Below are 22013 nucleotides of genomic sequence, written 5' to 3'. Positions count from 1 at the left end.
ACGTTCCCATCAACTTATTCAAAAAGATTTTTTCTACAAAAAAGTTTTTAATAATCAGCTTATTTTTCAAATATTCTTGTTGTTGCAAGATACTTAATTGGTTCACTTCAGCCCATTCCTTTGAATGCTTTCGAATAGATTTCGCAAATAATTTTGGCACTAATATTGGTAGGAACGACAACGTTATAAAGAGAGCTGCCAGCTTTAAATCTATAGCGGACACATATAACAAAGTGACCAACGCAAATACAAGGCAATAGAAAAATCCCATGATGGACTTGATTCCTTGTTCTTCTAATAGTTTTAATTCATTAAGCACGATTGACTCTACTTCCTGTTGATTAAACTTTCCATAAAAGAATGCTGTAATAACTTTTTCTTTAAGGGATAGAGTTACTTGCTTTATCATTTTTTGTTGCGAATCTTCCCATATGAATAATCCCAGACGAATTAGGGAAAAGCTGAGAATACCTATCATTGAAATTTTTACTAAATCCTCAACCTTTTGAGTCGCCGAAACATCAATTAATCCAGAAATAAAAGAAGGGATAATAATACCATCTAAAGCAGTTAAAGACATACCAATTGCTATTAATAATAGGTATTTCCTTGGTAACCAACCTAATATCTTCTTCATATATCCCATATCGTTTACATTCCTTCCTACACAGCTTCTATTACGATATTAATTATAGCAAATAGTTAAAAACTTTGTACATCTATTTTTAGCAATGATTCCAAGTTATATTTAGCAAAGATTTTTTCTTAGAAAGCCTAATCTATCCCTATTTTTATCCAAAAAAAGCTCTATTACTGCGATTATAAAATCCGCAACTCTCTTCGGTATCACTTTTTGTGTATTTTATTCAACCTCCTTATAAAAAATGAAGAAAAGTGTTGCGTCCTTCATTTTGAATGGATCTGTGAAAGGTGTTAGAAAGTGCATACCACCGCTCTTTTTGAAGCTTTTTGGTGTTTCAAATCGAGAAGCAACTGAAAAAAATTTTTTGATTTTCTCTCGGAATTTTTACTATGATTTTCGACATTCGTACTTTTGAACCAAAACCATGTTATTGACTATACCGCTAAAAACCTCATCATTTCAACGTTTATAGTTTACTTTTAATTTTAAAATTCGAAATGTAACATATATGCTACTGTAGCATATATGTTACATTTTTATTTTTGCAGTCTTTCACTCAATAAAAAACCGTAACCCTGGAGGCTACGGTCGGTTGTTTGATTATTTTATAGTATATTGTCTTTCGTGATTTTTAACTCCTGTGAGTGTCACTGGGCTATTGTCTTCACGTGTGAAAGTTTGTTCACCGCTAGAATCGACAACTTCCATAAAGATTTCTTCGTATTCTTCAACGGTTAACATTTTACGGTTTTCAAGCAAAGCCTTATGTTCCGCAATATGCAATTGATTTTCGAATCCTTCAACTAATTCCCCAGCAAAGAATTCCCCAACTGCTCCTGAACCATAACTAAAGAATCCGATGCGGTCTCCAGCTACTAGTACAGAACTGTTTTCTAATAACGAAATAAAACTTAGGAATAATGATCCTGTATAAATATTTCCGACATGGCGGTTATAAATAGACGCTTCTTGGTATCTTGCCGTGAAACGTTCTCTTTCTTCTTCGCTCATTTCTTCTAAGAACGGTTTGAAAGCTTTCATCCCCATCTTCGTATACGGTAAGTGGAAGCAAATGGCCTCGAAGTCCGAAAACTCGCAATGAGTCTTTTCTTGATAGTTCTTCCACACTTCAGAGAAGAAACGGATGTATTGTTCATTTGAAAATTGACCATCTACTAATGGATAGGCTTCATAGTTCGGTCTCCAAAAGTCCATTACGTCATCCGTAAACAAGCTTGTTTCATTGTCTAAGACTAATAAACGTGGCGACTCAGAAACAACCATGGCTACCGCACCAGCTCCTTGAGTAGGTTCTCCACCAGAATTTAATCCATATTTAGCGATATCACTAGCAATGACCAATACTTTTGATGAAGGGTTTAATGCGATATGCCCTTTTGCTAATTGAAGGGCTGCTGTTGCCCCATAACAAGCGTGCTTTAATTCTACGCTTCGAACACGATTAGATAATCCTAACATCCGTTGCATATAGACTGCAGCTGATTTTGATTGATCAATTCCTGTTTCTGTTCCAAATAAAATCATATCAATAGATTCGCGGTCAGCATCATCAATAATCGATAAAGCTGCATTTGCGGCTAAAGTCACGATATCTTGTGTAACGGGAGCTACTGCCATTGTAGACTGTCCAATGCCAATCGTGTATTTAGCTGGCTCTACTCCACGTGCAACTGCCAATGTTTCCATATCCAGTGCAGTTGGCGGAACAAAAAAGCCAATCTTATCTATTCCTATATTCATTGTTGTTCTCCTTTACAAAAAAGCCCTAACCACATGTTAGTCTTCCTGTTCTTTCTTAGCAACAACTATACTAGCAAAAAATTGCCGTCTGGACAATTGAATTTACTATTTGTTCTATAATTTAAACAATTCTTTACTATTTAGAACGATTAAAAATTAGGGTTTAGAGGCAAAATCTTATAAAATAGAGGAGATGAAAGTGAATCTACTATAGAAAGGAATCAAAGATATGAACGGAAATGATATTGTCATTGTCAGTGCCACACGGACTGCCATTGGTAAATTCGGAGGTCAATTTGCTACAACCTCTGCGATTGAATTAGGAACAGCGGTAGCAAAATCCGCAATCCAAAAAGCCAAATTATCTCCCGACCAAATTGATACAGTGATTTTCGGAAATGTTTTACAAGCTGGACTTGGCCAAAACCCTGCTCGACAAGTAGGATTAAAAGCTGGTCTACTCCATTCTAGTACAGCCTTAACGGTCAATGAAGTTTGTGGTTCTGGGTTAAAAGCCATTATTCTTGCAGCGCAATCCCTTCGACTAGGAGATGCTAAAATCGTCTTAGCTGGTGGTATGGAAAATATGAGTTTAGCACCTCATTTATTACAACAACGGTTTGCTCCAAAAAACGGACCGGTTACTTTAGTCGATTCATTATTTAATGATGGGTTAACAGACGCCTATTCAATGGACGCGATGGGGATTACCGCTGAAAACATCGTTGAAAAATACGGATTTACACGTGAAGAACAAGACGCTTTCGCTGTGGCTTCTCAACAAAAAGCCGCTAAAGCACAAGCAGAAGGACGTTTCCAGAAGGAAATCACTCCAGTCGCAGTCTTCAATCGCAAGACAAAATCTGAGGACTTAAAAACAACGGACGAATCGATTCGCGGCAATACGACATTAGAGATTCTTGCAGGACTAAAACCATCCTTCAAAAAAGATGGAGTGGTCACTGCTGGAAACTCTTCAGGAATCAATGATGGAGCCGCTTGTGTCATTATGACCACTCGCGAATATGCAAAAGAATTGAATCTACCTATTCTAGCAACTCTAAAAGGATATGCAGAAGCAGGTGTGGATCCTGCAATCATGGGGGTTGGACCTATTCCAGCGATTGAAAAATTAGTAGCACGCACCCGTATTCCTCTTGAAAAAGTGGATATCTTCGAACTGAACGAAGCCTTTGCGGCACAAAGTATGGCCGTCATTAAAGACTTGAAAATCCCAACCGAAAAAGTAAATCCATTTGGTGGGGCGATTGCACTAGGACATCCAATCGGTGCTTCTGGCACACGTATTGTTGTCACACTGATCAATGCTCTAAATCAATTAGATGGTAAACTCGGCGTTGCTTCACTTTGTGTGGGTGGCGGAATGGGCGTTGCCATCGCAATTGAACGCGAAAAATAATAGAAACAAAGAGAGCTGCCCAAAATTCACTTATAAGTGAATTTTGGGCAACTCTCTTTCTCTTCTTTTTTTCCTTGGAAGAACGAAGAAAAGAAATCAATTTAAAGATTCGAAGTAAAGCTGTAACTTTATTTCTCTTCGTGTTTCTTTTGTTCGTGTCGCTGTTGATAGTATTCTCGAATCTCTTCATTCTCCTGGCTTGCCTGATATTTAATCGAAATTCCTTCTTTTTTCCAATGAATGCTCGTTAAAATATCATCCCAGCTTGGAAATTCGACGTTAAATGTATCCGCAAAACTAATGGAAGCTCTCCATACATCGAAGCGAGTCTGTAGTAAAAGCAAGGCTACTCGAGTGAGTAGTTCACGTTTTTCTTCATCCATTTGCCCTGCAGCTTTGAAGAACTCTTGAACATAATGCATAAATTTGCCAAACACATCATTAATCGTATCTAATCCAATCGTAAAAAGAAGCTCGAAGAACACGTCCCAGAACAGTTCTAGTTCTTCATCACTCACTTCTTCAGTCCATTTTTTAAACGTTTGGTCATTTAATTGACTGTTTTTTGTCAGCTGATCCATCGTTACAAATTGTCCATTTTCAATTTCCCATGTCAAAGCGCTATGTTGTAGAGCAGCAAAGGCATTACTTTTGACGATGACATAAGGAATTTCAGATTCCAAAAGCAATCCTACTAACGCATCTTGAGGAATGTAACGCATCGCTAACGGAACCACTGCGTGATAGCCTTCCGTTTCTAAAATTGAACGGTGTAATCCTGGAGAATCAAAACAGAAGATTTTCCCCAATCTCGATTGAACTTCTTTCTCTTGGGTAGAGGCAGCGTATAAGGCTAGATTTCCTCCTTTTGAATGTCCTGACAAGAGGATTTCCCCATCGAACAACTTCGCCTGTTGCTCCAAATATTCCTTGGCATCTTTGTGCGCTGGAATCACTGGAGAATACGTCATCATAAAGTCTTCTTTCCAACCAATCAGCGTTTCATCTGTTCCACGATAAATCACGATGCGCACGTTGGGGTTTATCTCCACTGTAAATGCGGCAAATTGTTTTGTAATATCTGAGTCCACTTCGCTCTTCATCCCAAAAAACTTAAGGGATTGATATCGTTTTGCTTTTCCAATTTCCTGAGTTAAATCGACTCTTTCTTGCGTAATCATCATCGGATTATCTCTCAATAATCTCTCCGAATTTTCCCCCATATAGTGAGCAATCTCTTCAACCGTTGAAAATTCTTTTCCACTCATATCTGAAGAAACGATTTCTTCTAGAGGTGAATATCCTAATTCCGTTAAGACAAGGGCGTCAATTTCAGAGAAAGGTCTCTCATCAAACGTGTCCTTTCCAAACTCTTGTACATAATTCATCATATTTTTCATTGAATCGTCCTCCATTAATTTGAGTGAGTCCAATACTATTTTACTCCGCCCTTATACCTCTTGCAACTCTTTTTCCTATAGGCTTTTTTTGTTGATTTACTATAGAATTTTCCCTCCTTTTTATGCTATACTACTGAAATGAATTGAAGGGGGTTGTCGTATGAAATTAGGTTTTGATAGTGAGAAATATCTAGAAGAACAAAGTCAGTTCATTCTTCAGCGAGTGAATGCTTATGACAAATTATATTTAGAATTTGGGGGAAAACTAATCGGTGATTTCCATGCAATGCGAGTATTACCTGGATTTGACCCAGACGGAAAAATCAAATTACTCCACCGCCTAAGAGACAAAGCAGAGATTATCATCTGTGTATATGCCGGTGATATTGAACAAAACAAAGTTCGCGGTGACCTTGGAATCACTTATGATCAAGATGTTCTCCGCTTAATGGACGACCTACACTATTGGGACCTCAAAATCAATAGTGTCCTCATCACACGATACACAGGGCAACCTGCTGCTACTCAATTTAAAAATTCCCTCGAGCGACGTGGTATCAAAGTGTATACGCATGGTTACACAGAAGGGTATCCAATGGACGTGGAAACCATCGTGAGTGACGCAGGATATGGCGCAAATGAATTTATCGAAACAACACGTCCTCTAGTTGTCGTAACAGCTCCTGGTGCTAACAGTGGAAAACTAGCAACTTGCTTAAGCCAACTATATCACGAAACCAAACGTGGTCGCCGTGCAGGATACTCTAAATTCGAAACATTCCCTGTATGGAATTTACCGCTCAACCATCCTGTTAACGTGGCGTATGAAGCAGCCACTGCTGACTTAGAAGATGTCAATATGATTGATACTTTCCACCTTGCGCATTACGGAGAAACAACAGTAAACTACAACCGAGATATTGAAGCATTCCCTCTATTACGTCGTATCTTGACAAAGATTTATGGTGACGCTCCAATTCCTTACAACTCTCCTACAGATATGGGCGTGAACCGTGTTGGATTTGCTATCACTGATGATGAAGTCGTTAGCGAAGCTTCTAACCAAGAAATCATCCGCCGTTACTATGCAGGTCAATGTGACTACAAACGCGGTATCGGAACTTTAGAAGCGGCTCAGCGTGGTAAATATATTATGGAAGAATGTGGTCTTTCTGCAAAGGATCGACCAGTCGTAGCCGTTGCCCTCGGAAAAGAAAAAGAAGTCAACACTCCTGTCGTTTCACTCCAATTACCAACTGGAAAAATCATCACAGGTAGACAAACGGACACGATGACGGCTAGCGCGGCTTGCTTACTCAACTGTATTAAAGAGCTTGCAGAAATCGGAGACTCTATCCATCTCCTACCTCCAGTGATTTTAAACGCTATTGGACAACTAGGTCAAGACATCCTCAAACACCAACGCCGTTCTCTAGACAGTAAAGAAGTGCTCATTGCATTAAGCATTTCTGCAGTAACCAATCCTGCTGCAGAAGCTGCAAAAAATCAATTACAAAACTTACGTAACTTACAAGCGCATAGCACGGTCATCTTACAAAAAGCTGACGAAGAAACCTTCCGAAACCTCGGAGTTATGGTCACTAGCGAACCAAAATTCGCCGGCACCAATCTTTATTACACAAACTAACCTAAGCCCTCGTTCATTTGGACGAGGACTTTTTTATTGGCACAATCATAATCCTAGAACCCTTCCCAGCACTTCCCCCTGTTTCTTTAACTGTCCCAGCGCACTCCACTTCCCCTAGCCGTCCATACGACCTATTAGCCTTTCCAACTCCTCTTTTCAGAAGTGGAATCCTAAAATTCCGCACACTCTCTCTTTTTCATAAAAACCTTCGTTCCATTGAAATTCGTCAAAATAAAAGAGGGGATTGGATTCTATTCTCCCAATGAGCCTCAAATTCACGGATTCTATAGTAGGAATAGTGGCGGTTGTAACCGATGTGAAATGGGAGTAAGACAGAAGAAACAATGCACTTCTGTTTCTTCGTCGTCTTACCCCCGCAAGGACAAATAGGATTGACCAAACTGCTTGCCAGTAACGGTCAATCCATTTGTCTACTGCGTCAAAATCAATAAAGTTTATTAATTGATAAAGACAAACTTGAAGCTCGGTAGTCGTTGAGACTAAAGGCTCAACACGGTACAGCCACTATCACTACTATGAAGAAATCCGTAGAATTTAAAGGCGAATTGAACTCTATTCCAATTTCTCTTCTTTTATTCCTGCACAAGAATTTCAAAGGATTGAAGTTCCTTTTTTCATCATTCTTTATTTTTATGCACAAAAAAAGTCGAGAGCGTGTCTCGACTTTTCTTAGTTTCTAAAGATTTTGGCTTCTAAGAAGAGATCGTTGTAAAGGCCTAATAGGTCGGTTCCTAAGTTTTCGTAAACCTCCATCTTACTCATCGCCTCTTCCGTCGGATAAAAACTCTCATCCGAAGTAATATCTTCCGGCAATAATGCTAGCGCATCTTTATTTGGAGTGGCATATCCTACATATTTCGCATTTTTAGCCGCCACCTCTGGACGCAACATGAAGTTAATAAACTCATAGGCGCCTTCCTTATTGCCCACTGTTTTTGGAATGACAATATTATCAAACCATAAATTCGTTCCTTCGCTTGCAACTACGTAGGCGAGGTTTTCGTTTTCGCTCATCATTTTTGATGCCTCTCCTGAGAACGTCACTGCAATATTTGCTTCTTCTTGAATCATATACGTCTTCATTTCATCCGCAATAATGGCTTTCGCATTTGGCATTAACGTCTTCAAGAACTTACCTGCCTCTTTCACAATGGTTTCATCTTTTTCGTTTAAGGAGTACCCTTGTGTTTGTAGCGCGATTCCCATCATTTCACGAGCGCCATCAATGAATAAGATCGAATCTTTAAATTCTTCCTTCCATAAATCTCTCCACTCACTAATGGTTCCTTCGGGATAGACATTTTTATTGTATACAATTCCTAGAGTTCCCCAGAAATAAGGAATACTATACGAATTTTCAGGGTCAAAAGACTGATGTAGGAAACGTGGATCAATATGTTCGATGCCTTTTATTTTCGAATAGTCTAATTTCTCTAATAGATTTTCTTGGACCATTTTATGAATCGTATATTCACTTGGAATAGCGACATCATAATTTGTTCCGCCTTGCTTAATCTTGGTTAACATGGCTTCGTTCGAATCAAAGGTTTCATAGATGACTTTATATCCAGTTTCCTCTTCGAATTGAGCAATCAACTCTGGATCAATATAGTCTCCCCAGTTATAAACGATAATTGTTTCGGGGCTACCAGCTGTTGCCGTTTCAAAGTTTTTACGAACTCCAAACAGCACTAGGCAAGAAACTAAAATCGCCCCGATTAAAATCGTTAGTCGCTTCATAATGTGACTCCTTTCAATAAGTCACTCTCCACATTCTTCCCATTGAATCGTTTTTGTTGGAACTTTTGAATAAAGTAATAGCCAATTACAAGGGATAGGGAGAATAGGAACATCAATGTACTTAAGGCATTGATTTCTAAACTAATCCCTTGACGTGCACGTGAGTAGATTTCAACGGCAATCGTTGAGAATCCATTCCCCGTTACGAAGAATGTCACCGCAAAGTCATCTAGCGAATACGTAAAGGCCATAAAGAATCCACTTAGAATTCCTGGTGTAATTGATGGCAACATGATGCGTGTTAACACTTGAGAACTTGTTGCTCCTAAGTCACGAGCCGCTGTAATCATTGATGGATTCATTTCAGATAATTTTGGTAAAACCATTAACACGACAATTGGAATATTAAACGCGATATGCGCAAGTAATACAGACATAAAGCCGAGTTTAAATCCTACAACTGTGAATAGAATCAATAAACTTGCCCCGATGATAACGTCTGGTGACACCATCAAAATATTGTTAAACCCTAATAGGACTTGCTTGCGACGGTTTGAACGGATGTAATGGATCATAATGGCTCCAAGTGTCCCAATCACAGTCGCGATGAGTGATGATAGTAGCGCAAGAATCAGTGTATCCAGCACAATCCCGATTAAACGCGTATCTGCTAGAACTGCTTCATAATGCTTGAAAGTGAACTCTTCAAAACCATTCATGCTTCCAGCACTGTTAAAGGAGTAAAAAATCAAGTAAAAAATAGGCGCATATAAGACGACAAATACAAACACTAAGTAGAGATTACTCCACTTGTTATTATTTTCTAATTTCATTCAGATACGCCTCCTTTCTTACGATCTCTTGTAACAAACATTAAAATAATCATCGCCACGATTAATACCACACCGATGGTTGAACCCATTCCCCAGTTTTGCGTTACAAGGAAGTGTTGCTCAACGGCTGTACCCAGTGTAATGACGCGGTTTCCTCCAATTAAACGAGTCAACATGAAGAGTGAGAGCGATGGAATAAATACCGCTTGTACTCCACTACGAACCCCATTCATTGTTAATGGGAAAATAACACGTCTAAAGGTATCCCATTTCGTCGCACCTAAGTCACGGCTTGCCGCAATCAGAGAGCCTGGTAATTCTTCAATAGAGTTGAAGATTGGCAAAATCATAAATGGTAACTCGATATACGCTGCTACCGTTAAGAAACTGAAGTCTGTAAACAAGAATTCTTGTGGTGCAATTCCAAATAAGGAAAGGAATTGGTTAACCGTTCCTGTTTGACTAAAGATTCCAATAAATGCATAGGCTTTTAATAAAAGGTTAACCCATGTTGGCAAAATAATTAATAAGAGCCATAATTGTTTATGTTTTGTACGACTAAGGAATAGCGCTGTTGGATAACTAATTAGCAATGTCACTAGAGTGACTAGAAATGCATACCAAACAGAATTGAAGGTCATTTCTAAGTAGTTTCCTGACGCAAAATAGTTTGTATAATTTCCAACGGTTACTTGTCCATTGATGTCGAAGAATGATTTATAAAAAATCATTCCAAGCGGTGTTACTACGAATAATAACAACCAAATAAAGTATGGAATGGAAAATAAGAAACGAGATTGTTTAGTCATTTTCTTCTACCTCGTCTTCGTAGCTTTCTAGACGAGCATCGAAGTCTTCTTCACTTTCTCCAAAACGCATTACGTGGATGTCGTGTGGTTCGAAGTATAAGCCCACTTTTGATCCTACTTCTGCTTTACGAGTGGAGTGAATCATCCATTCATTGCCATTTTCGTCATAGCAGATGATTTCGTAGTGAACCCCACGGAATAACTGAGTATCTACTTCAACGATTAATTTTCCTTTTTCAATTGTTGTTAACGCTAAATCTTCTGGGCGAATCACGATTTCAACTTTTTCGTTTGGACGCATTCCGGCATCGGCACACTCAAATTCTTTTCCAACGAATTCTACAAGATAGTCTTCCTTCATGATTCCATCAACGATATTACTTTCACCAATGAAGTCCGCAACGAAGCGGTTGATTGGCTCATCGTAAATATCTACTGGCGTTCCTGATTGAATGACTTCCCCTTTACTCATAACGAAAATTTCATCACTCATCGCTAACGCTTCTTCTTGGTCATGCGTTACGAAGATAAATGTGATGCCTAGACGTTGTTGCAATTCACGAAGTTCATATTGCATGTCTGTACGAAGTTTTAAGTCTAACGCTGATAATGGTTCATCGAGTAGTAGCACTTCTGGTTCATTGACAAGCGCTCGGGCGATAGCCACACGTTGTTGTTGTCCACCAGACATTTGTGAGATTTCACGGTTTTCATATCCTGATAATTGCACCATCTTTAGAGCGTCTGCCACTTTTTCTTTAATGATGTTTTCTGGTGTTTTCTTTAAGCGTAATCCAAACGCGATATTTTCGAACACATTCATATGTGGGAATAATGCGTAGTCTTGGAACACAGTGTTCACTTTACGTTTATTTGGTGGAAGGTTAGTAACGTCTTCCCCGTTTAAAGTCACTTTTCCGTTTGATACATCTGTAAATCCAGCAATGATACGTAAGATTGTTGTCTTACCGCATCCTGAAGGCCCTAGTAATGTATAGAATTTTCCTTTTTCGATTTCGAAATTAATATTTTTTAATACATGAGTATCCTCATAAAATTTGTTCACATTCTCAAATGAGATAATGGTATTGTTTGACATTGCTAGCACCTAACTTTCTTTATTATAAATAGGAATCTGTTGCCACGACTAACACTTTAGAAGTCGTTTTACCGGCATTACTAATTTGATGTTTGGCTTTCGCCTCGAAATAGAACGATTCTCCCTTAGAAACTATTTCGACTTGTTTTCCGACTTTGACTTGAATGGAACCTTCAAGTACATACCCAAATGTCTCTGACAGTGAAGGTTGGAATGTTTTATACGCTCCCCCAACTTGAAACTCCAGAATCACGGGTTCCATCTCATGCTCATTTGAATCTGGGTTGAGCCATGTCACCGTAGTATGGTGTTTAGCATCTTCCATCATCGTCATATCTTCCTCACGGTAAATCGTGAGTGCTTCTTCAGGACCTTCATCAAAAAAATCTGCAGCAGGACATCCTAATACTTCTAAAATATCGAAGAATGTATCCATGGATGGCGAGCTCAAATCATTTTCTAATTGCGAAATATATCCTTTTGACAAATCTGTTCTCTCCGCTAACTCTTCTTGCGTTAAACCCTTTTGAATTCGCAAGGCACGCAGTTGATGTCCGATTTCCATTGTCTTCTCCTTTTAAACTAATTGTTTACTAACACAAAGAGTATTATACATTAAGTTTAGTAATAGTCAACCGAAAGAACCTGAAAAAAACAGATTTTTTTAGAAGTTTTATTTAACTTAAGATTGCTATTTTGACTGATATTTATTAGGGGAGATAAAGAGCCCAATTATCATATATGATAATTGGATAGAAAATAAAAAAATCAAAATTAACTTAAAAGTTAATTTTGATTTTTTTATTTTTATTCATTTTAAGCTTTTACAATTGGAATCCACAATTCCATTTTATAATCAGGACTCGACATATCCCCTTCATAATAATATTCAAAGTCTGGAGCTCCCGAATGCATATAACCGTGCTCAGGCATAAAGACCTCCATTGCGTATTTCCATCCTTGATGAATACACTCTGGAACCGGACCTGCTAGTTCAATAATCGCATACTCTGCTTCGGGAACCTCCATTATGTCGAGACCAAGATCCTGTGCTTTTTTTGAATCTGTAATCACATATCCCGCTAAATAATTTATCTCACTTGAATCTTGAACATCATGACACATTCCTACACTCTCTCCAGTTCCAATCTTAGCTAATTGTTCATGAGAGTATCTTGAATAGAACTCTCCCCATACACTTGGGCAAAGCGATGAATTGATGTTTTGTTTATTCAGACCTGCCACCGTAAAGGCTTTTTTGTTTTCTATCTTGATATTCATACTTCTTCCTCCTTTGACACTCAATGCCAATTGCAATCGTGAAACAATTTTGAATGGTTTCCCATGTCGTACTTCTGAAGGAGAAAATCCATGAAAATTCTTGAATGCCGCTCCAAATGAGTCTGAAGTTTCATAACCAAATCTAAATGCAATATCTATTATTTTCTCATTAGAATCTCGTAACACAATCGCAGCTTCTGTTAATCTCCTACTTCTGAGATAATCAGAGAGCGTGGTCTGCGTTAAGATTGAAAATAGCCGGCTAAACATTGGATACGAGTATCCAGATAAGGTTAAAATTTTTCTTTCATCAATATCCTCTTCTAGAACGGTCTCAAGATAATCAATGGTTCGATTAAAAGAATGCATCATATTCATCTTCATTCCTCCTTCAACATTATTTTAAGCCTTTCTTTTTAAAGATACCCTATATTTTTTGTACAAACTATCACTGAATTTGTTACTTCTATTATTTTCAACCATATTATACTAAATCATTGAACCGAAAAATAGTATGGATTCTGTATAAACCAAAAGGGATTCGCTTGGCGAATCCCTTTTGGTTTTGATGAAGTTAAACTTGGGTGCGACCACTCACCCGTGTATGCTGTAGAGTTGAGTTCGGGCTCGTAGCTTTCGCGTTCCTTTCCGATAATTATCCGCACGTCCTTATCGGACCCTTGCGTTAATTTCGGTAAAGGGTCGAAAGCTGACCACTTGCCCTCACATCCTGAAGTTGAGCTCGCAATCGCAGAAATGGCGTGCGTTTCCCGAAACATCCGCAGAACGTTTCACGTTCCTTCCGGTGTTCCGGTCCAACGTTCCATTTCTGAATGCGATTGCTCACATCCTGGTTGTAGTTGAGTTCGTCTTCGCAGAAATCGCGTCCACTTCCCAAACCATACGCACATCGTTTTTACGATGCTTGCGTTGGTTTGGTCCAGTGGTCGATTTCTAACCGCGAAGACTCACATCCTGGTTCTAGTTGAACTCAGAAAAGCAGAAACGACGTCCACTTCGACAAACATACGCACGACTCGTTCCGAGTCCTTTACGTTGTTTGTCTCCAGTGATTCGTTTCTAAACGCTTTTCTTCGTATCCTGTTTTTAATGCGCAACCATTTCTTGTGCGATTTCTAATCCGCTTAGTTTTGTTGGGTAGTATGTTGGCCAGTTATCCATTTCTTCTAAAAGTTTTTCTTGGCTTTCATTGCCCATAAAGATGTGGAAGTGTTCAGCTTTTACTGGAGCGATGTTATGGTCACTAAACTGAACATATTTTGGTGCACCTTCTACTGGTGTTACTGCTTCAAATAAGAAACGAACACCACGATTTCCTTTTTTATAAGTAAGAATTTTATAGCCAACATATTTATATTCGGCTTTCACCGTTGTTCCATCTTCTTTTTTGAATTCCATTGTTTTATCAGTGATATTGATATTCGTGATATCTGATTTATATCCCTTAGTATAGTAGTCTTTGAATTCTTCTTTCGTCATTGTCTTTTTCAATTTTGCTTTATAATCAAAGACTTGATCTAAAGTTCCATCGACTAAATAAGGATAGACAGATTGCCATTCCCCTGTATAATCCGATAAAGTACGATCTTTCACGGTACTATCTTCAAAGTATCCATTATGAACCGTCTTGTTATCTGTTGTTTTTTCAGGTTGGATGTCTTTTCCTGGTTGATCTGTTGTTTTCTTCAATGCTGTAAGATTTTCGCGCATTACTGAAATATAGTCTTCGCCTTTATCCATTTGCTCTTTTGTAAGAGACTCAATTGGATTTAAGACCGCAAGCTCGACACCTGTTTCATCGGCTAAAGTTTTCGCAATTTTCTCAGATGCATTCTCTTCGAAGTAAATTACTTTAATGTCATTTTCTTTTACATATTTTGTTAATTCTGCAAGGCGTGAAGCACTTGGTTCAGCCTCAGGTGAAATTCCTGTAATTCCGACTTGGTTTAGATTGTAATCTAACGCTAAATAACGGAACGCCGTATGTTGTGTCACAAAATTCTTTTGTTTCGCATCTTTAAATGCATTTGTGTAGTCATTATGCAATGTTGTTAATTTTTCAATATACGCATTGGCATTCTTTTCAAATACTTCTTTACGATCTGGGAAAGCTTCGACTAATTGTTTTGTAATAGATTGAACCATTTTAATTGCGCGTTCTGGAGATAACCACACATGCGGATCATATTCATGACTATGGCCTTCTTCCGAATGGTCATGATCATGTTCTTCTTCCTCTCCACCTGGTAGTAATACCATATCTTTTGTTGCACTAATTGGTTTTACTTTACTATCAGAGAGTGTCTTTAATACGGTAGGAATCCATGTTTCCATATATTCACTATCATAAACTAGCGCATCCGCTTCACTCATTTTCGCAATTTCTTTTGCAGAAGGCTCGTAATCATGAGGCTCCACTCCTGCTCCAATTACTAGAGATACGTCTGCTTCATCCCCAACGATATTTTTTGTAAAGTCATAGATTGGATAAAACGTTGTTGAAATTTTTAGTTTTCCTTGTTTGGTCTGAGTACTTGAAGTGTTTGAATTGTTCGTAACGCATCCTGCCACAACAAGTAAAAACAACATCAAAAATCCAATAAAGGTCGTTTTTTTCATGATAGTTTCTGTCTCCTTTTCTTAAATCGTAATTCTTACGTTTTGTATTGTAGCACCTTCTAATTCTCTTTGCAAGAATTTTTTCTGAAAACATAATGGAAACATCTTCGGTTGGGATGGAGTCTTTTTCAGTAAAAAAGCCTTATTCGCATCATCGCAGATAAGACTTCTCTTCTATTAGATTAATACTTTCGATAAGAACGATTGTGTCCGTTCCATTTGTGGATGTTCTAGGACCTCTTTTGGATGGCCTTCTTCTACAATCACACCACCGTCCATGAAGATTAGACGCGTTCCAACTTCACGGGCAAATCCCATTTCGTGTGTCACGACAACCATGGTCATACCTCCTGCCGCGAGTTCCTTCATCACGTTGAGTACTTCACCAACCATCTCTGGGTCTAGCGCTGAAGTAGGCTCATCGAATAAGAGCACATCGGGTTCCATCGCAAGCGAACGTGCGATTGCGATTCTTTGTTTTTGTCCCCCAGATAAGGAGTTCGGATACACATCCGCTTTATCGGCTAGGCCCATTTTCTCCAGAAGCTCGTGCGCTTTTTGTTCTGCGACTGCTTTGTCGACTTTCTTCAATTGGATGGGTCCAATCGTGATATTTTCTAATACGGTTAAATGCGGGAATAAATTGAAATGCTGGAAGACCATTCCTAGGTGTTGACGCACGCTATCGAGGTCCACCCCTTTTTCATTAATGCATTGATCTTTGAAGAACACCTTCCCGCTAGTGGGCTCTTCTAATAAGTTTAGGCAACGTAAGAAAGTTGATTTTCCTGATCCAGAAGGACCGATAATCACGAGCACTTCTCCTTGTTCAACATGAGTTGTAATCCCATTTAAGACTTGCTTGTCACCATATTGTTTTTTAATCGATTCTGTTCTAATCACTGGCTTGTAACTTCCTTTCTAATTTGTCCATAAAGAATGCTATCGTCGTTGTCATGACGAAGTATAAGAACGCCGTCATTAATAATGGGATGAACACCGTAAAGGTTGCCCCACGAACCGTATCCGAGCTATACATCAAATCGTGAATACCGATTAGAGATACGATGGAGGTTTCTTTAATTAAGGTTGCAAATTCATTCCCGATGGCTGGTAAAATATTCTTCATCGCTTGTGGCAAGATAATTTGGCGCATTGCCATTCCTTTTGGCATTCCCATGGAACGAGCGGCTTCCATTTGCCCTTTATCCACTGATTGAATCCCACTACGAATAATCTCCGCGATATAAGCTGTCGTATTTACAGATACCGCGATGACTCCTGATAAGAAATCATTTAAATCAAGCACAGTCGCTAGTCCAAAATAGACTAAGTACAATTGGACCAATAGAGGAGTTCCACGAATAATATCAATGTACACTTTCGCTGCATTCGATAAAACCTTATGAGAACTCAAACGAGCAAGAGCCATTAGAGTCCCACAGCCAACCCCGACTACGACTGAGAAAAACGATAGCAAAATCGTTGTTGTAACCCCTTCTATAAACAGAGGCCAATATTTAATGATTAATTCCATTCTTTTTCCTTCTTTCTATTCAGACATTAAATTCGTATTGCGGATAATAGATTCTTTCAGTTTCCCTGAGGCTTCCAATGCATCGAGTACTTCTTGAACTTTTTTAAGGAAGACTTCATTCCCTTTTTGTGCGACTGCCGCAGTTCCCGCATCTTCACTTGGAATCTCAACAGAAGCCACTGTCAAGTCACTATTCGCTTTCACAAATTCATCAGCCGCAATATTATCCATAATCACGGCATCTAGTTTTCCTTGTTGAAGTGCTAAAATCAAAGTAGGATTCTTTGGTTGAGAGGTCAAATTGGCACCCGTTAATGTATCCTTCACGATTCCCTCTTGCGAAGTCCCTTTTTGAGCTCCGACATTTGCTCCATCGAAAGCATCGATTGTTGTATATTTATCCGCATCTGTCTTCTTCACAACAGCGACCATATGGGAATCATAGTAAATATTAGAGAACGCTACTTCCTTACTTCGCTCCTCAGTAGGAGTGATTCCAGCGAGAACTAAATCTACTTTTCCAGCTTTCATCGCTGCAATTAAGAAATTAAATTCCATTTCTCTAATTTCTACTTCTACTCCTAAAGCTTCCCCGAGAGCGTTAGCAATATCGATATCAATTCCCACTACGGAATCTTTCCCATCTTTCACATAATGCCATTCAAAAGGGGGATAATCTGCAGTCGTCCCAATCACAATTTTCTTCTTAGTATAAATTCTATCCAACACTACCGACCCTGTACTATTTTCTGTTGTTGGTTGATTCGTACATGCTGCTAAGAAGCCGACAAGCACGATGAGCATCGCTATGATTTTCTTCATTTGAAACCTCCTTATAAAATAAAAACGCCCCTTATGCTAAACGCATAAGAGACGATGTCTGTCGTGGTACCACTCTAAATTTGACGGGGAATTACTTCCCGATCCTTTTGCTTGATAACGCATGTCCTGCGAAGATGGATACTAATTTCTCCATCTTTTCTACAAAGTGCGCTTCCAGAATTTCTAATCCGATGAGCTTCCACTCTACCTCATCTCGCTTTCGACTCCAAAATTCTGTACTCTCTTTGTCAATGAATTTAAGTTTTTAAGTTGTTTTGTATTTTAGACCTATTTTTTGGAATTGTCAACCAAAAAATGAGAGAAGCATTAAAATGTTGTTTTAATTTCTTTCATGCTTACACTCTGTTCAATCTTTTCTTGCAATTTCCACCCAATCACCCAACCAATGACAAGCACATAGTTTTCAATTGCTCCAACGAGATTGACAAAGGTAGCTCCCTCTAAATAAGCAAGAAGATGATTCGTACCAATCCCTAATCCGCCGACTATTAGTGCTCCTAAAACGACTCTTAAATAAAACCAATCATACTTAACATTAACGGCCACTAAAATCATCAAAACCGCCAAATTCCAAAATCCGATTTCTCGTTGCCAACCAACTGCAACCCCGTATCCCGAGTGAGCTCCCATCACCTCTGGAAAGAAAATTTGATAAATCATCGCGCCTCCCATCGCCACCAATAGTATTATAAACAGTACTCTTAAAAATTTGTTCATCTTCTTCACCTCGTCATTCTTTATTTGAATTTTTTATCTGATTTTCCAAAATAAAAGAGCCCTCAGATTCTATCCAACGAATCGAATAGAAATCTAAGAAGCTCTTCTTAATTATTTGCTTAAACCTTCAATGATTTTATCTAAGTTCCATTTCATCATGCTGTAGTAGCTGTCTCCATCTTTTCCTTCTTCAGCAATTGAATCCGTAAAGATTGTAGAGTGAATTGGTTTGCCTGTTTCTTGAGATACAGTTTTCATTGGACGATCATCCACACTACTTTCAACGAATAATGATGGAACTTTTGATTCACGTAATTGACGAACCAATTTTGTGATTTGTTCTGGAGTTCCTTCTTCTTCTGTGTTGATTTCCCAAATGTAAGCTGATGGAATATCGTACGCTTTAGAGAAGTACTTGAAGCAGCCTTCACTAGTTACGATTAAACGTTTTTCTTCAGGAATTTTTGCAATACGTGCTTTTGCATCTTTATCCAAAGCTTCTAGTTTTTCAACATAAGCTTTTAAATTCTTTTCATAAGCTTCTTTGTTCTTTGGATCTTTTGCAATCAATTGTTTTGCAATATTTTTAGCATAGATAATTCCGTTTTCGATGTTTAACCATGCATGTGGGTCTTCTTTCCCTGCTTCGTTTTCTCCTTCTAAGTAAATCACTTTAACGCCATCACTTACCGCAAAGTAATCTTTATTTGCTTCTTTTTTAGCGTTTTTCACCATTTTAGCGAACCAAGCATCCTCACCATTTTCTAAGTTGATACCATTGTAGAAAATCAAGTCTGCTTTTTGAACTTTTTGAACATCCTCTGGTAATGGTTCATATTCGTGAGGGTCTTGCCCTACTGGAACGATACTATGTAAATCCACTAAATCTCCAGCGATATTTTTTGTCATATCATAAATAATAGAGTTCGTTGTCACTACTTGTAATTTTTTGCTTTCTGCTGTCGCAGATGTCGTTTGAGAACTATTCTCTTTACCAGTAGCGCATCCTGCAATCCCTAAGACAACAAGAGCAGCTACTAAAAGTTTCTTCATGCTATTCATGAGATTTCCTTCTTTCTCTTTGTTTTGGTGAAATAATAAAGCTTACGACAAAAAGTGCTGCAGAAGTTAACACGATCGTAGATCCAATCGCAATATTAAATGTATACCCAATAAACAATCCTAAAACAGAAGATAAAGAGCCGAATATAGCTGCTAAAATTAACATCGTTTTAAGACGATTGGAGTACAAGTAAGCTGTCGCTGCAGGAGTAATGAGCAGAGCCACTATCATAACGGTTCCTACGCTTTGCATTGCTGTAATAGATACCAATGCTAAAAGAAACATTAATAGATAATGATAAAACTGTACGTTCATTCCTGCTGATTGAGCAAAAATCGGATCAAAACTGGTTACTTGTAATTCTTTGAAATAAGCTAGAATTACAATAAACACAATCAAGCTAACCACTAATGTAATGATTAAATCAACATCTTGCACTGCTAAAATATTCCCAAATAAAATATGGAATAAATCTGTAGAACTTTTAGCAACACCAATCAAAATAACTCCCAGCGCCAGAAAAGAACTAAAGGTAATCCCAATAGCGGTATCCCCTTTTACTGTACTATTTTGATTAATAAAGGCAATTAGAAATGAAGCTAATAAACCAAATACGAGGGCTCCTATAAAGAAATTAATGCCTAAAATATAGGATAACGCTACCCCGGGAAGAACCGCGTGAGAGATAGCATCTCCCATCAGTGACATTCCTCTTAGAATGATAAAACATCCTAAAATCCCCGCAACAGCACCAATAACGACTGCTGAAACTAATGCGTTTTGCAAGAAGTGAAATTCAAACAAGCCTTCAATAAAATTATGCATGTTGCTCACCTCCTTGAGGAATATACACACTTCCACCATAAACGTGATCTAAGTACTTCGAAATAAAGACTTCTTCTGTTTTTCCAGAAGCCACTATCCCGTGTTTCACTAGAACCACATGGTCAAAGTATTCCTTCACTTTAGACAGGTCATGGTTCACCATTAAAATGGTTTTCCCTTCCTCTTTCCATTTGCGGATAATCGTCATAATCACTTTCTCGCTGAGCATATCAATTCCAACGAAAGGTTCGTCAAGAAAGATATAATCTGCTTCTTGAACCATACAACGCGCAAGTAGTACACGTTGGAATTGTCCCCCTGAAAGTGCTCCAATTTGACGAGTCGCCAACTCTGACAAACCTACCTCTTCAATCGCTTCGTCTACTTTGGCCCAATCTTCTTTCGTGAGTCTTTGTAAAGGAGCTTTTTTTACACTTCTCCCTAAGGCTACACATTCATGAATCGTAATCGGAAACGTAAAGTCGATATGGCTTTTTTGTTCAACGTATGCAATTCTAGATAGTGCTTTTCTAGTTGACACACCATCAATACGAATCTCTCCGCTAGATGGAATTAGTCCTAGTATTGCTTTTAATAGTGTTGATTTTCCTGCACCATTGGGCCCAATAATCCCTGTAATGGTTGGTCCTTCAATGGATAAATTGCAGTCTTGTAAAACATGTGGTTGCATCGCGTATGATACCCCAACATTTTTAATCGTAATCAATGAATTCATCCCCTCAATTTATGTAGATTCTACATTTATTAGGTTACCCTAAAAAAATAATTTCGTCAAGTGTTTTTTTAGGTTTACCAAAAATTTTTCAGAAAATTTTTGAAAACAAGCCTTTACACGCTTAAATCAGCTGATTATCTCTCTTTTAAAAGCGCAAAAAGGCGCCTTCCGTTGCCCGGAAGACGCCCTTTCAAACTCTTTATTTTGTTAATAATGCTGCAGCTGCTTCATCACAAATGACGGTCACTTTCGGATGGTTTTGCAAGATACTTGCTGGAACCTCTTCTGTAATTGGGCCTTCTACTAAGCCTTTAATCGCATGAATCTTACTTGGACCGAATGCAATTAACACAATTTCTTTTGCATCCATAATCGATTGTAAGCCCATTGAGTAAGCATAGCGTGGAACATCTTCTTCTTTTTCAAAGAAGCGTTTGTTTGCCTCAATCGTTGACTCTGTTAAATGAACTTTATGCGTGCGTTGTGTAAACGGCGTACCTGGCTCATTGAATCCAATATGTGCGTTACTTCCAATTCCCAATAATTGTAAGTCCACTGGATTTTCTTGAAGAATGCGTTCATAGCGTTCTACTTCCGCATCGACATCTTTGGCTAATCCATCTGGTAAATAGCTATGTTTGAATGGTTTTGCATCGAATAATTGCTCTTTCATGAAATAATGATAGCTATGTTCATCCGTCGGCGCTAATCCCACATACTCATCTAAGTTTACTGACACTCGATCTGAAAAATCTAAATCACTATTTCTTAATAATTCATATAACCCAATTGGACTTGATCCAGTTGCCAACCCAAATACTTGCGCTCCTTCGCCGTGTGCACGTTTAAACACCTCAAAAGCTGCTTTTGCTCCCTCTTCTTGAGTTTTTACAACAATAACTTCCATAAATAATACCTCCCTGTATTCCCTTTCATAAAAGGGTTCTAAAAACATGAACAACTGCTCAAATCTATTCTAACAAAAATTCAGAGGTCT

General features: G+C 38.4%; 20 protein-coding genes and 1 other annotated feature. Of the genes, 2 read left to right on the top strand and 18 right to left on the bottom strand.

Annotated features, from left to right (window positions below; genetic code table 11):
- Positions 1-637: 6TM ABC transporter family protein (locus ACO5V7_RS04765; protein WP_485485244.1), on the bottom strand; the 637-nt coding region annotated here is incomplete at its 3' end.
- Between the two features lie 606 nt (positions 638-1243).
- Positions 1244-2404, bottom strand: coding sequence for a hydroxymethylglutaryl-CoA synthase (locus ACO5V7_RS04760; RefSeq protein ID WP_005607370.1), 1161 nt, complete (start codon positions 2402-2404; stop codon positions 1244-1246).
- 229 nt (positions 2405-2633) lie between these two features.
- Between ACO5V7_RS04760 and ACO5V7_RS04755 the strand changes: the two genes are divergently transcribed.
- Positions 2634-3824, top strand: coding sequence for a thiolase family protein (locus tag ACO5V7_RS04755; RefSeq protein WP_485485243.1), 1191 nt, complete (start codon positions 2634-2636; stop codon positions 3822-3824).
- A 128-nt stretch (positions 3825-3952) separates the two neighbouring features.
- Here the strand turns inward: ACO5V7_RS04755 and ACO5V7_RS04750 are convergent, their stop codons facing one another.
- Positions 3953-5224, bottom strand: a complete 1272-nt coding sequence (locus tag ACO5V7_RS04750; protein WP_485485242.1) for an Mbeg1-like protein — start codon at positions 5222-5224, stop codon at positions 3953-3955.
- Positions 5225-5384: 160 nt separating this feature from the next.
- Here ACO5V7_RS04750 and ACO5V7_RS04745 point away from each other — a divergent pair, with 160 nt between their 5' ends.
- Positions 5385-6872: a DUF1846 domain-containing protein gene (locus ACO5V7_RS04745; protein ID WP_485485241.1), complete on the top strand. Its 1488-nt coding sequence runs from the start codon at positions 5385-5387 to the stop codon at positions 6870-6872.
- A 690-nt stretch (positions 6873-7562) separates the two neighbouring features.
- On the opposite strand, the gene ACO5V7_RS04740 is transcribed toward ACO5V7_RS04745, so the two are convergent.
- The 15 genes from ACO5V7_RS04740 to ACO5V7_RS04670 form a co-directional block, all read right to left on the bottom strand.
- Positions 7563-8633, bottom strand: coding sequence for an ABC transporter substrate-binding protein (locus tag ACO5V7_RS04740; protein WP_485485240.1), 1071 nt, complete (start codon positions 8631-8633; stop codon positions 7563-7565).
- Positions 8630-9466, bottom strand: a complete 837-nt coding sequence (locus ACO5V7_RS04735; protein WP_485485239.1) for an ABC transporter permease — start codon at positions 9464-9466, stop codon at positions 8630-8632. Before ACO5V7_RS04735 ends, ACO5V7_RS04740 begins: the two co-directional genes overlap by 4 nt.
- Complete coding sequence (locus ACO5V7_RS04730; protein WP_288295516.1) at positions 9463-10275, bottom strand: ABC transporter permease; 813 nt, start codon at positions 10273-10275, stop codon at positions 9463-9465. Before ACO5V7_RS04730 ends, ACO5V7_RS04735 begins: the two co-directional genes overlap by 4 nt.
- Positions 10268-11374: an ABC transporter ATP-binding protein gene (locus ACO5V7_RS04725; protein ID WP_298650566.1), complete on the bottom strand. Its 1107-nt coding sequence runs from the start codon at positions 11372-11374 to the stop codon at positions 10268-10270. Before ACO5V7_RS04725 ends, ACO5V7_RS04730 begins: the two co-directional genes overlap by 8 nt.
- Before the next feature lie 22 nt (positions 11375-11396).
- The gene (locus ACO5V7_RS04720) at positions 11397-11939 is read right to left on the bottom strand and encodes a helix-turn-helix domain-containing protein (protein ID WP_005607384.1); all 543 of its coding nucleotides are present in this window, start codon (positions 11937-11939) and stop codon (positions 11397-11399) included.
- A 251-nt stretch (positions 11940-12190) separates the two neighbouring features.
- Positions 12191-13033, bottom strand: coding sequence for an AraC family transcriptional regulator (locus tag ACO5V7_RS04715; protein WP_485485238.1), 843 nt, complete (start codon positions 13031-13033; stop codon positions 12191-12193).
- A 729-nt stretch (positions 13034-13762) separates the two neighbouring features.
- Positions 13763-15295, bottom strand: a complete 1533-nt coding sequence (locus ACO5V7_RS04710) for a metal ABC transporter solute-binding protein, Zn/Mn family (RefSeq protein ID WP_485485237.1) — start codon at positions 15293-15295, stop codon at positions 13763-13765.
- Between the two features lie 177 nt (positions 15296-15472).
- On the bottom strand, positions 15473-16198 hold the full coding sequence (locus ACO5V7_RS04705; RefSeq protein WP_485485236.1) for an amino acid ABC transporter ATP-binding protein: 726 nt from the start codon (positions 16196-16198) through the stop codon (positions 15473-15475).
- Positions 16191-16832: an amino acid ABC transporter permease gene (locus ACO5V7_RS04700; protein WP_485485235.1), complete on the bottom strand. Its 642-nt coding sequence runs from the start codon at positions 16830-16832 to the stop codon at positions 16191-16193. Before ACO5V7_RS04700 ends, ACO5V7_RS04705 begins: the two co-directional genes overlap by 8 nt.
- A 15-nt stretch (positions 16833-16847) precedes the next feature.
- The gene (locus ACO5V7_RS04695) at positions 16848-17654 is read right to left on the bottom strand and encodes a transporter substrate-binding domain-containing protein (protein ID WP_485485234.1); all 807 of its coding nucleotides are present in this window, start codon (positions 17652-17654) and stop codon (positions 16848-16850) included.
- A gap of 44 nt (positions 17655-17698) precedes the next feature.
- Positions 17699-17915: a binding site (T-box leader), on the bottom strand.
- Between the two features lie 66 nt (positions 17916-17981).
- Positions 17982-18392 (bottom strand): hypothetical protein, encoded by a 411-nt coding sequence (locus ACO5V7_RS04690; RefSeq protein WP_485485233.1) that lies wholly within the window; start codon positions 18390-18392, stop codon positions 17982-17984.
- A gap of 111 nt (positions 18393-18503) precedes the next feature.
- The gene (locus ACO5V7_RS04685; RefSeq protein WP_485485232.1) at positions 18504-19454 is read right to left on the bottom strand and encodes a metal ABC transporter substrate-binding lipoprotein; all 951 of its coding nucleotides are present in this window, start codon (positions 19452-19454) and stop codon (positions 18504-18506) included.
- The gene (locus tag ACO5V7_RS04680; RefSeq protein ID WP_289015639.1) at positions 19447-20280 is read right to left on the bottom strand and encodes a metal ABC transporter permease; all 834 of its coding nucleotides are present in this window, start codon (positions 20278-20280) and stop codon (positions 19447-19449) included. The genes ACO5V7_RS04685 and ACO5V7_RS04680 overlap by 8 nt, the downstream gene beginning before the upstream one ends.
- Complete coding sequence (locus ACO5V7_RS04675; protein WP_485485247.1) at positions 20273-21007, bottom strand: metal ABC transporter ATP-binding protein; 735 nt, start codon at positions 21005-21007, stop codon at positions 20273-20275. The genes ACO5V7_RS04680 and ACO5V7_RS04675 overlap by 8 nt, the downstream gene beginning before the upstream one ends.
- A gap of 208 nt (positions 21008-21215) precedes the next feature.
- Entirely contained in the window at positions 21216-21923 is a 708-nt protein-coding gene (locus tag ACO5V7_RS04670) for a glucosamine-6-phosphate deaminase (RefSeq protein WP_485485231.1), read from the bottom strand.
- Between the last annotated feature and the right edge of the window lie 90 nt (positions 21924-22013).

It is taken from the genome of Granulicatella sp. (assembly GCF_057274575.1).
Note: the sequence above shows the minus strand (reverse complement) of the source record. Positions and strands in the feature narration are given on the sequence as shown.

Excerpts from the sequence above, each read along its gene's own strand:
- ACO5V7_RS04760 (WP_005607370.1), bottom strand. The coding sequence starts at position 2,404 with ATGAATATAGGAATAGATAAGATTGGCTTTTTTGTTCCGCCAACTGCA.
- ACO5V7_RS04755 (WP_485485243.1), top strand. The coding sequence starts at position 2,634 with ATGAACGGAAATGATATTGTCATTGTCAGTGCCACACGGACTGCCATT.
- ACO5V7_RS04750 (WP_485485242.1), bottom strand. The coding sequence starts at position 5,224 with ATGAAAAATATGATGAATTATGTACAAGAGTTTGGAAAGGACACGTTT.
- ACO5V7_RS04745 (WP_485485241.1), top strand. The coding sequence starts at position 5,385 with ATGAAATTAGGTTTTGATAGTGAGAAATATCTAGAAGAACAAAGTCAG.
- ACO5V7_RS04740 (WP_485485240.1), bottom strand. The coding sequence starts at position 8,633 with ATGAAGCGACTAACGATTTTAATCGGGGCGATTTTAGTTTCTTGCCTA.
- ACO5V7_RS04735 (WP_485485239.1), bottom strand. The coding sequence starts at position 9,466 with ATGAAATTAGAAAATAATAACAAGTGGAGTAATCTCTACTTAGTGTTT.
- ACO5V7_RS04730 (WP_288295516.1), bottom strand. The coding sequence starts at position 10,275 with ATGACTAAACAATCTCGTTTCTTATTTTCCATTCCATACTTTATTTGG.
- ACO5V7_RS04725 (WP_298650566.1), bottom strand. The coding sequence starts at position 11,374 with ATGTCAAACAATACCATTATCTCATTTGAGAATGTGAACAAATTTTAT.
- ACO5V7_RS04720 (WP_005607384.1), bottom strand. The coding sequence starts at position 11,939 with ATGGAAATCGGACATCAACTGCGTGCCTTGCGAATTCAAAAGGGTTTA.
- ACO5V7_RS04715 (WP_485485238.1), bottom strand. The coding sequence starts at position 13,033 with ATGAATATGATGCATTCTTTTAATCGAACCATTGATTATCTTGAGACC.
- ACO5V7_RS04710 (WP_485485237.1), bottom strand. The coding sequence starts at position 15,295 with ATGAAAAAAACGACCTTTATTGGATTTTTGATGTTGTTTTTACTTGTT.
- ACO5V7_RS04700 (WP_485485235.1), bottom strand. The coding sequence starts at position 16,832 with ATGGAATTAATCATTAAATATTGGCCTCTGTTTATAGAAGGGGTTACA.
- ACO5V7_RS04695 (WP_485485234.1), bottom strand. The coding sequence starts at position 17,654 with ATGAAGAAAATCATAGCGATGCTCATCGTGCTTGTCGGCTTCTTAGCA.
- ACO5V7_RS04690 (WP_485485233.1), bottom strand. The coding sequence starts at position 18,392 with ATGAACAAATTTTTAAGAGTACTGTTTATAATACTATTGGTGGCGATG.
- ACO5V7_RS04685 (WP_485485232.1), bottom strand. The coding sequence starts at position 19,454 with ATGAATAGCATGAAGAAACTTTTAGTAGCTGCTCTTGTTGTCTTAGGG.
- ACO5V7_RS04680 (WP_289015639.1), bottom strand. The coding sequence starts at position 20,280 with ATGCATAATTTTATTGAAGGCTTGTTTGAATTTCACTTCTTGCAAAAC.
- ACO5V7_RS04670 (WP_485485231.1), bottom strand. The coding sequence starts at position 21,923 with ATGGAAGTTATTGTTGTAAAAACTCAAGAAGAGGGAGCAAAAGCAGCT.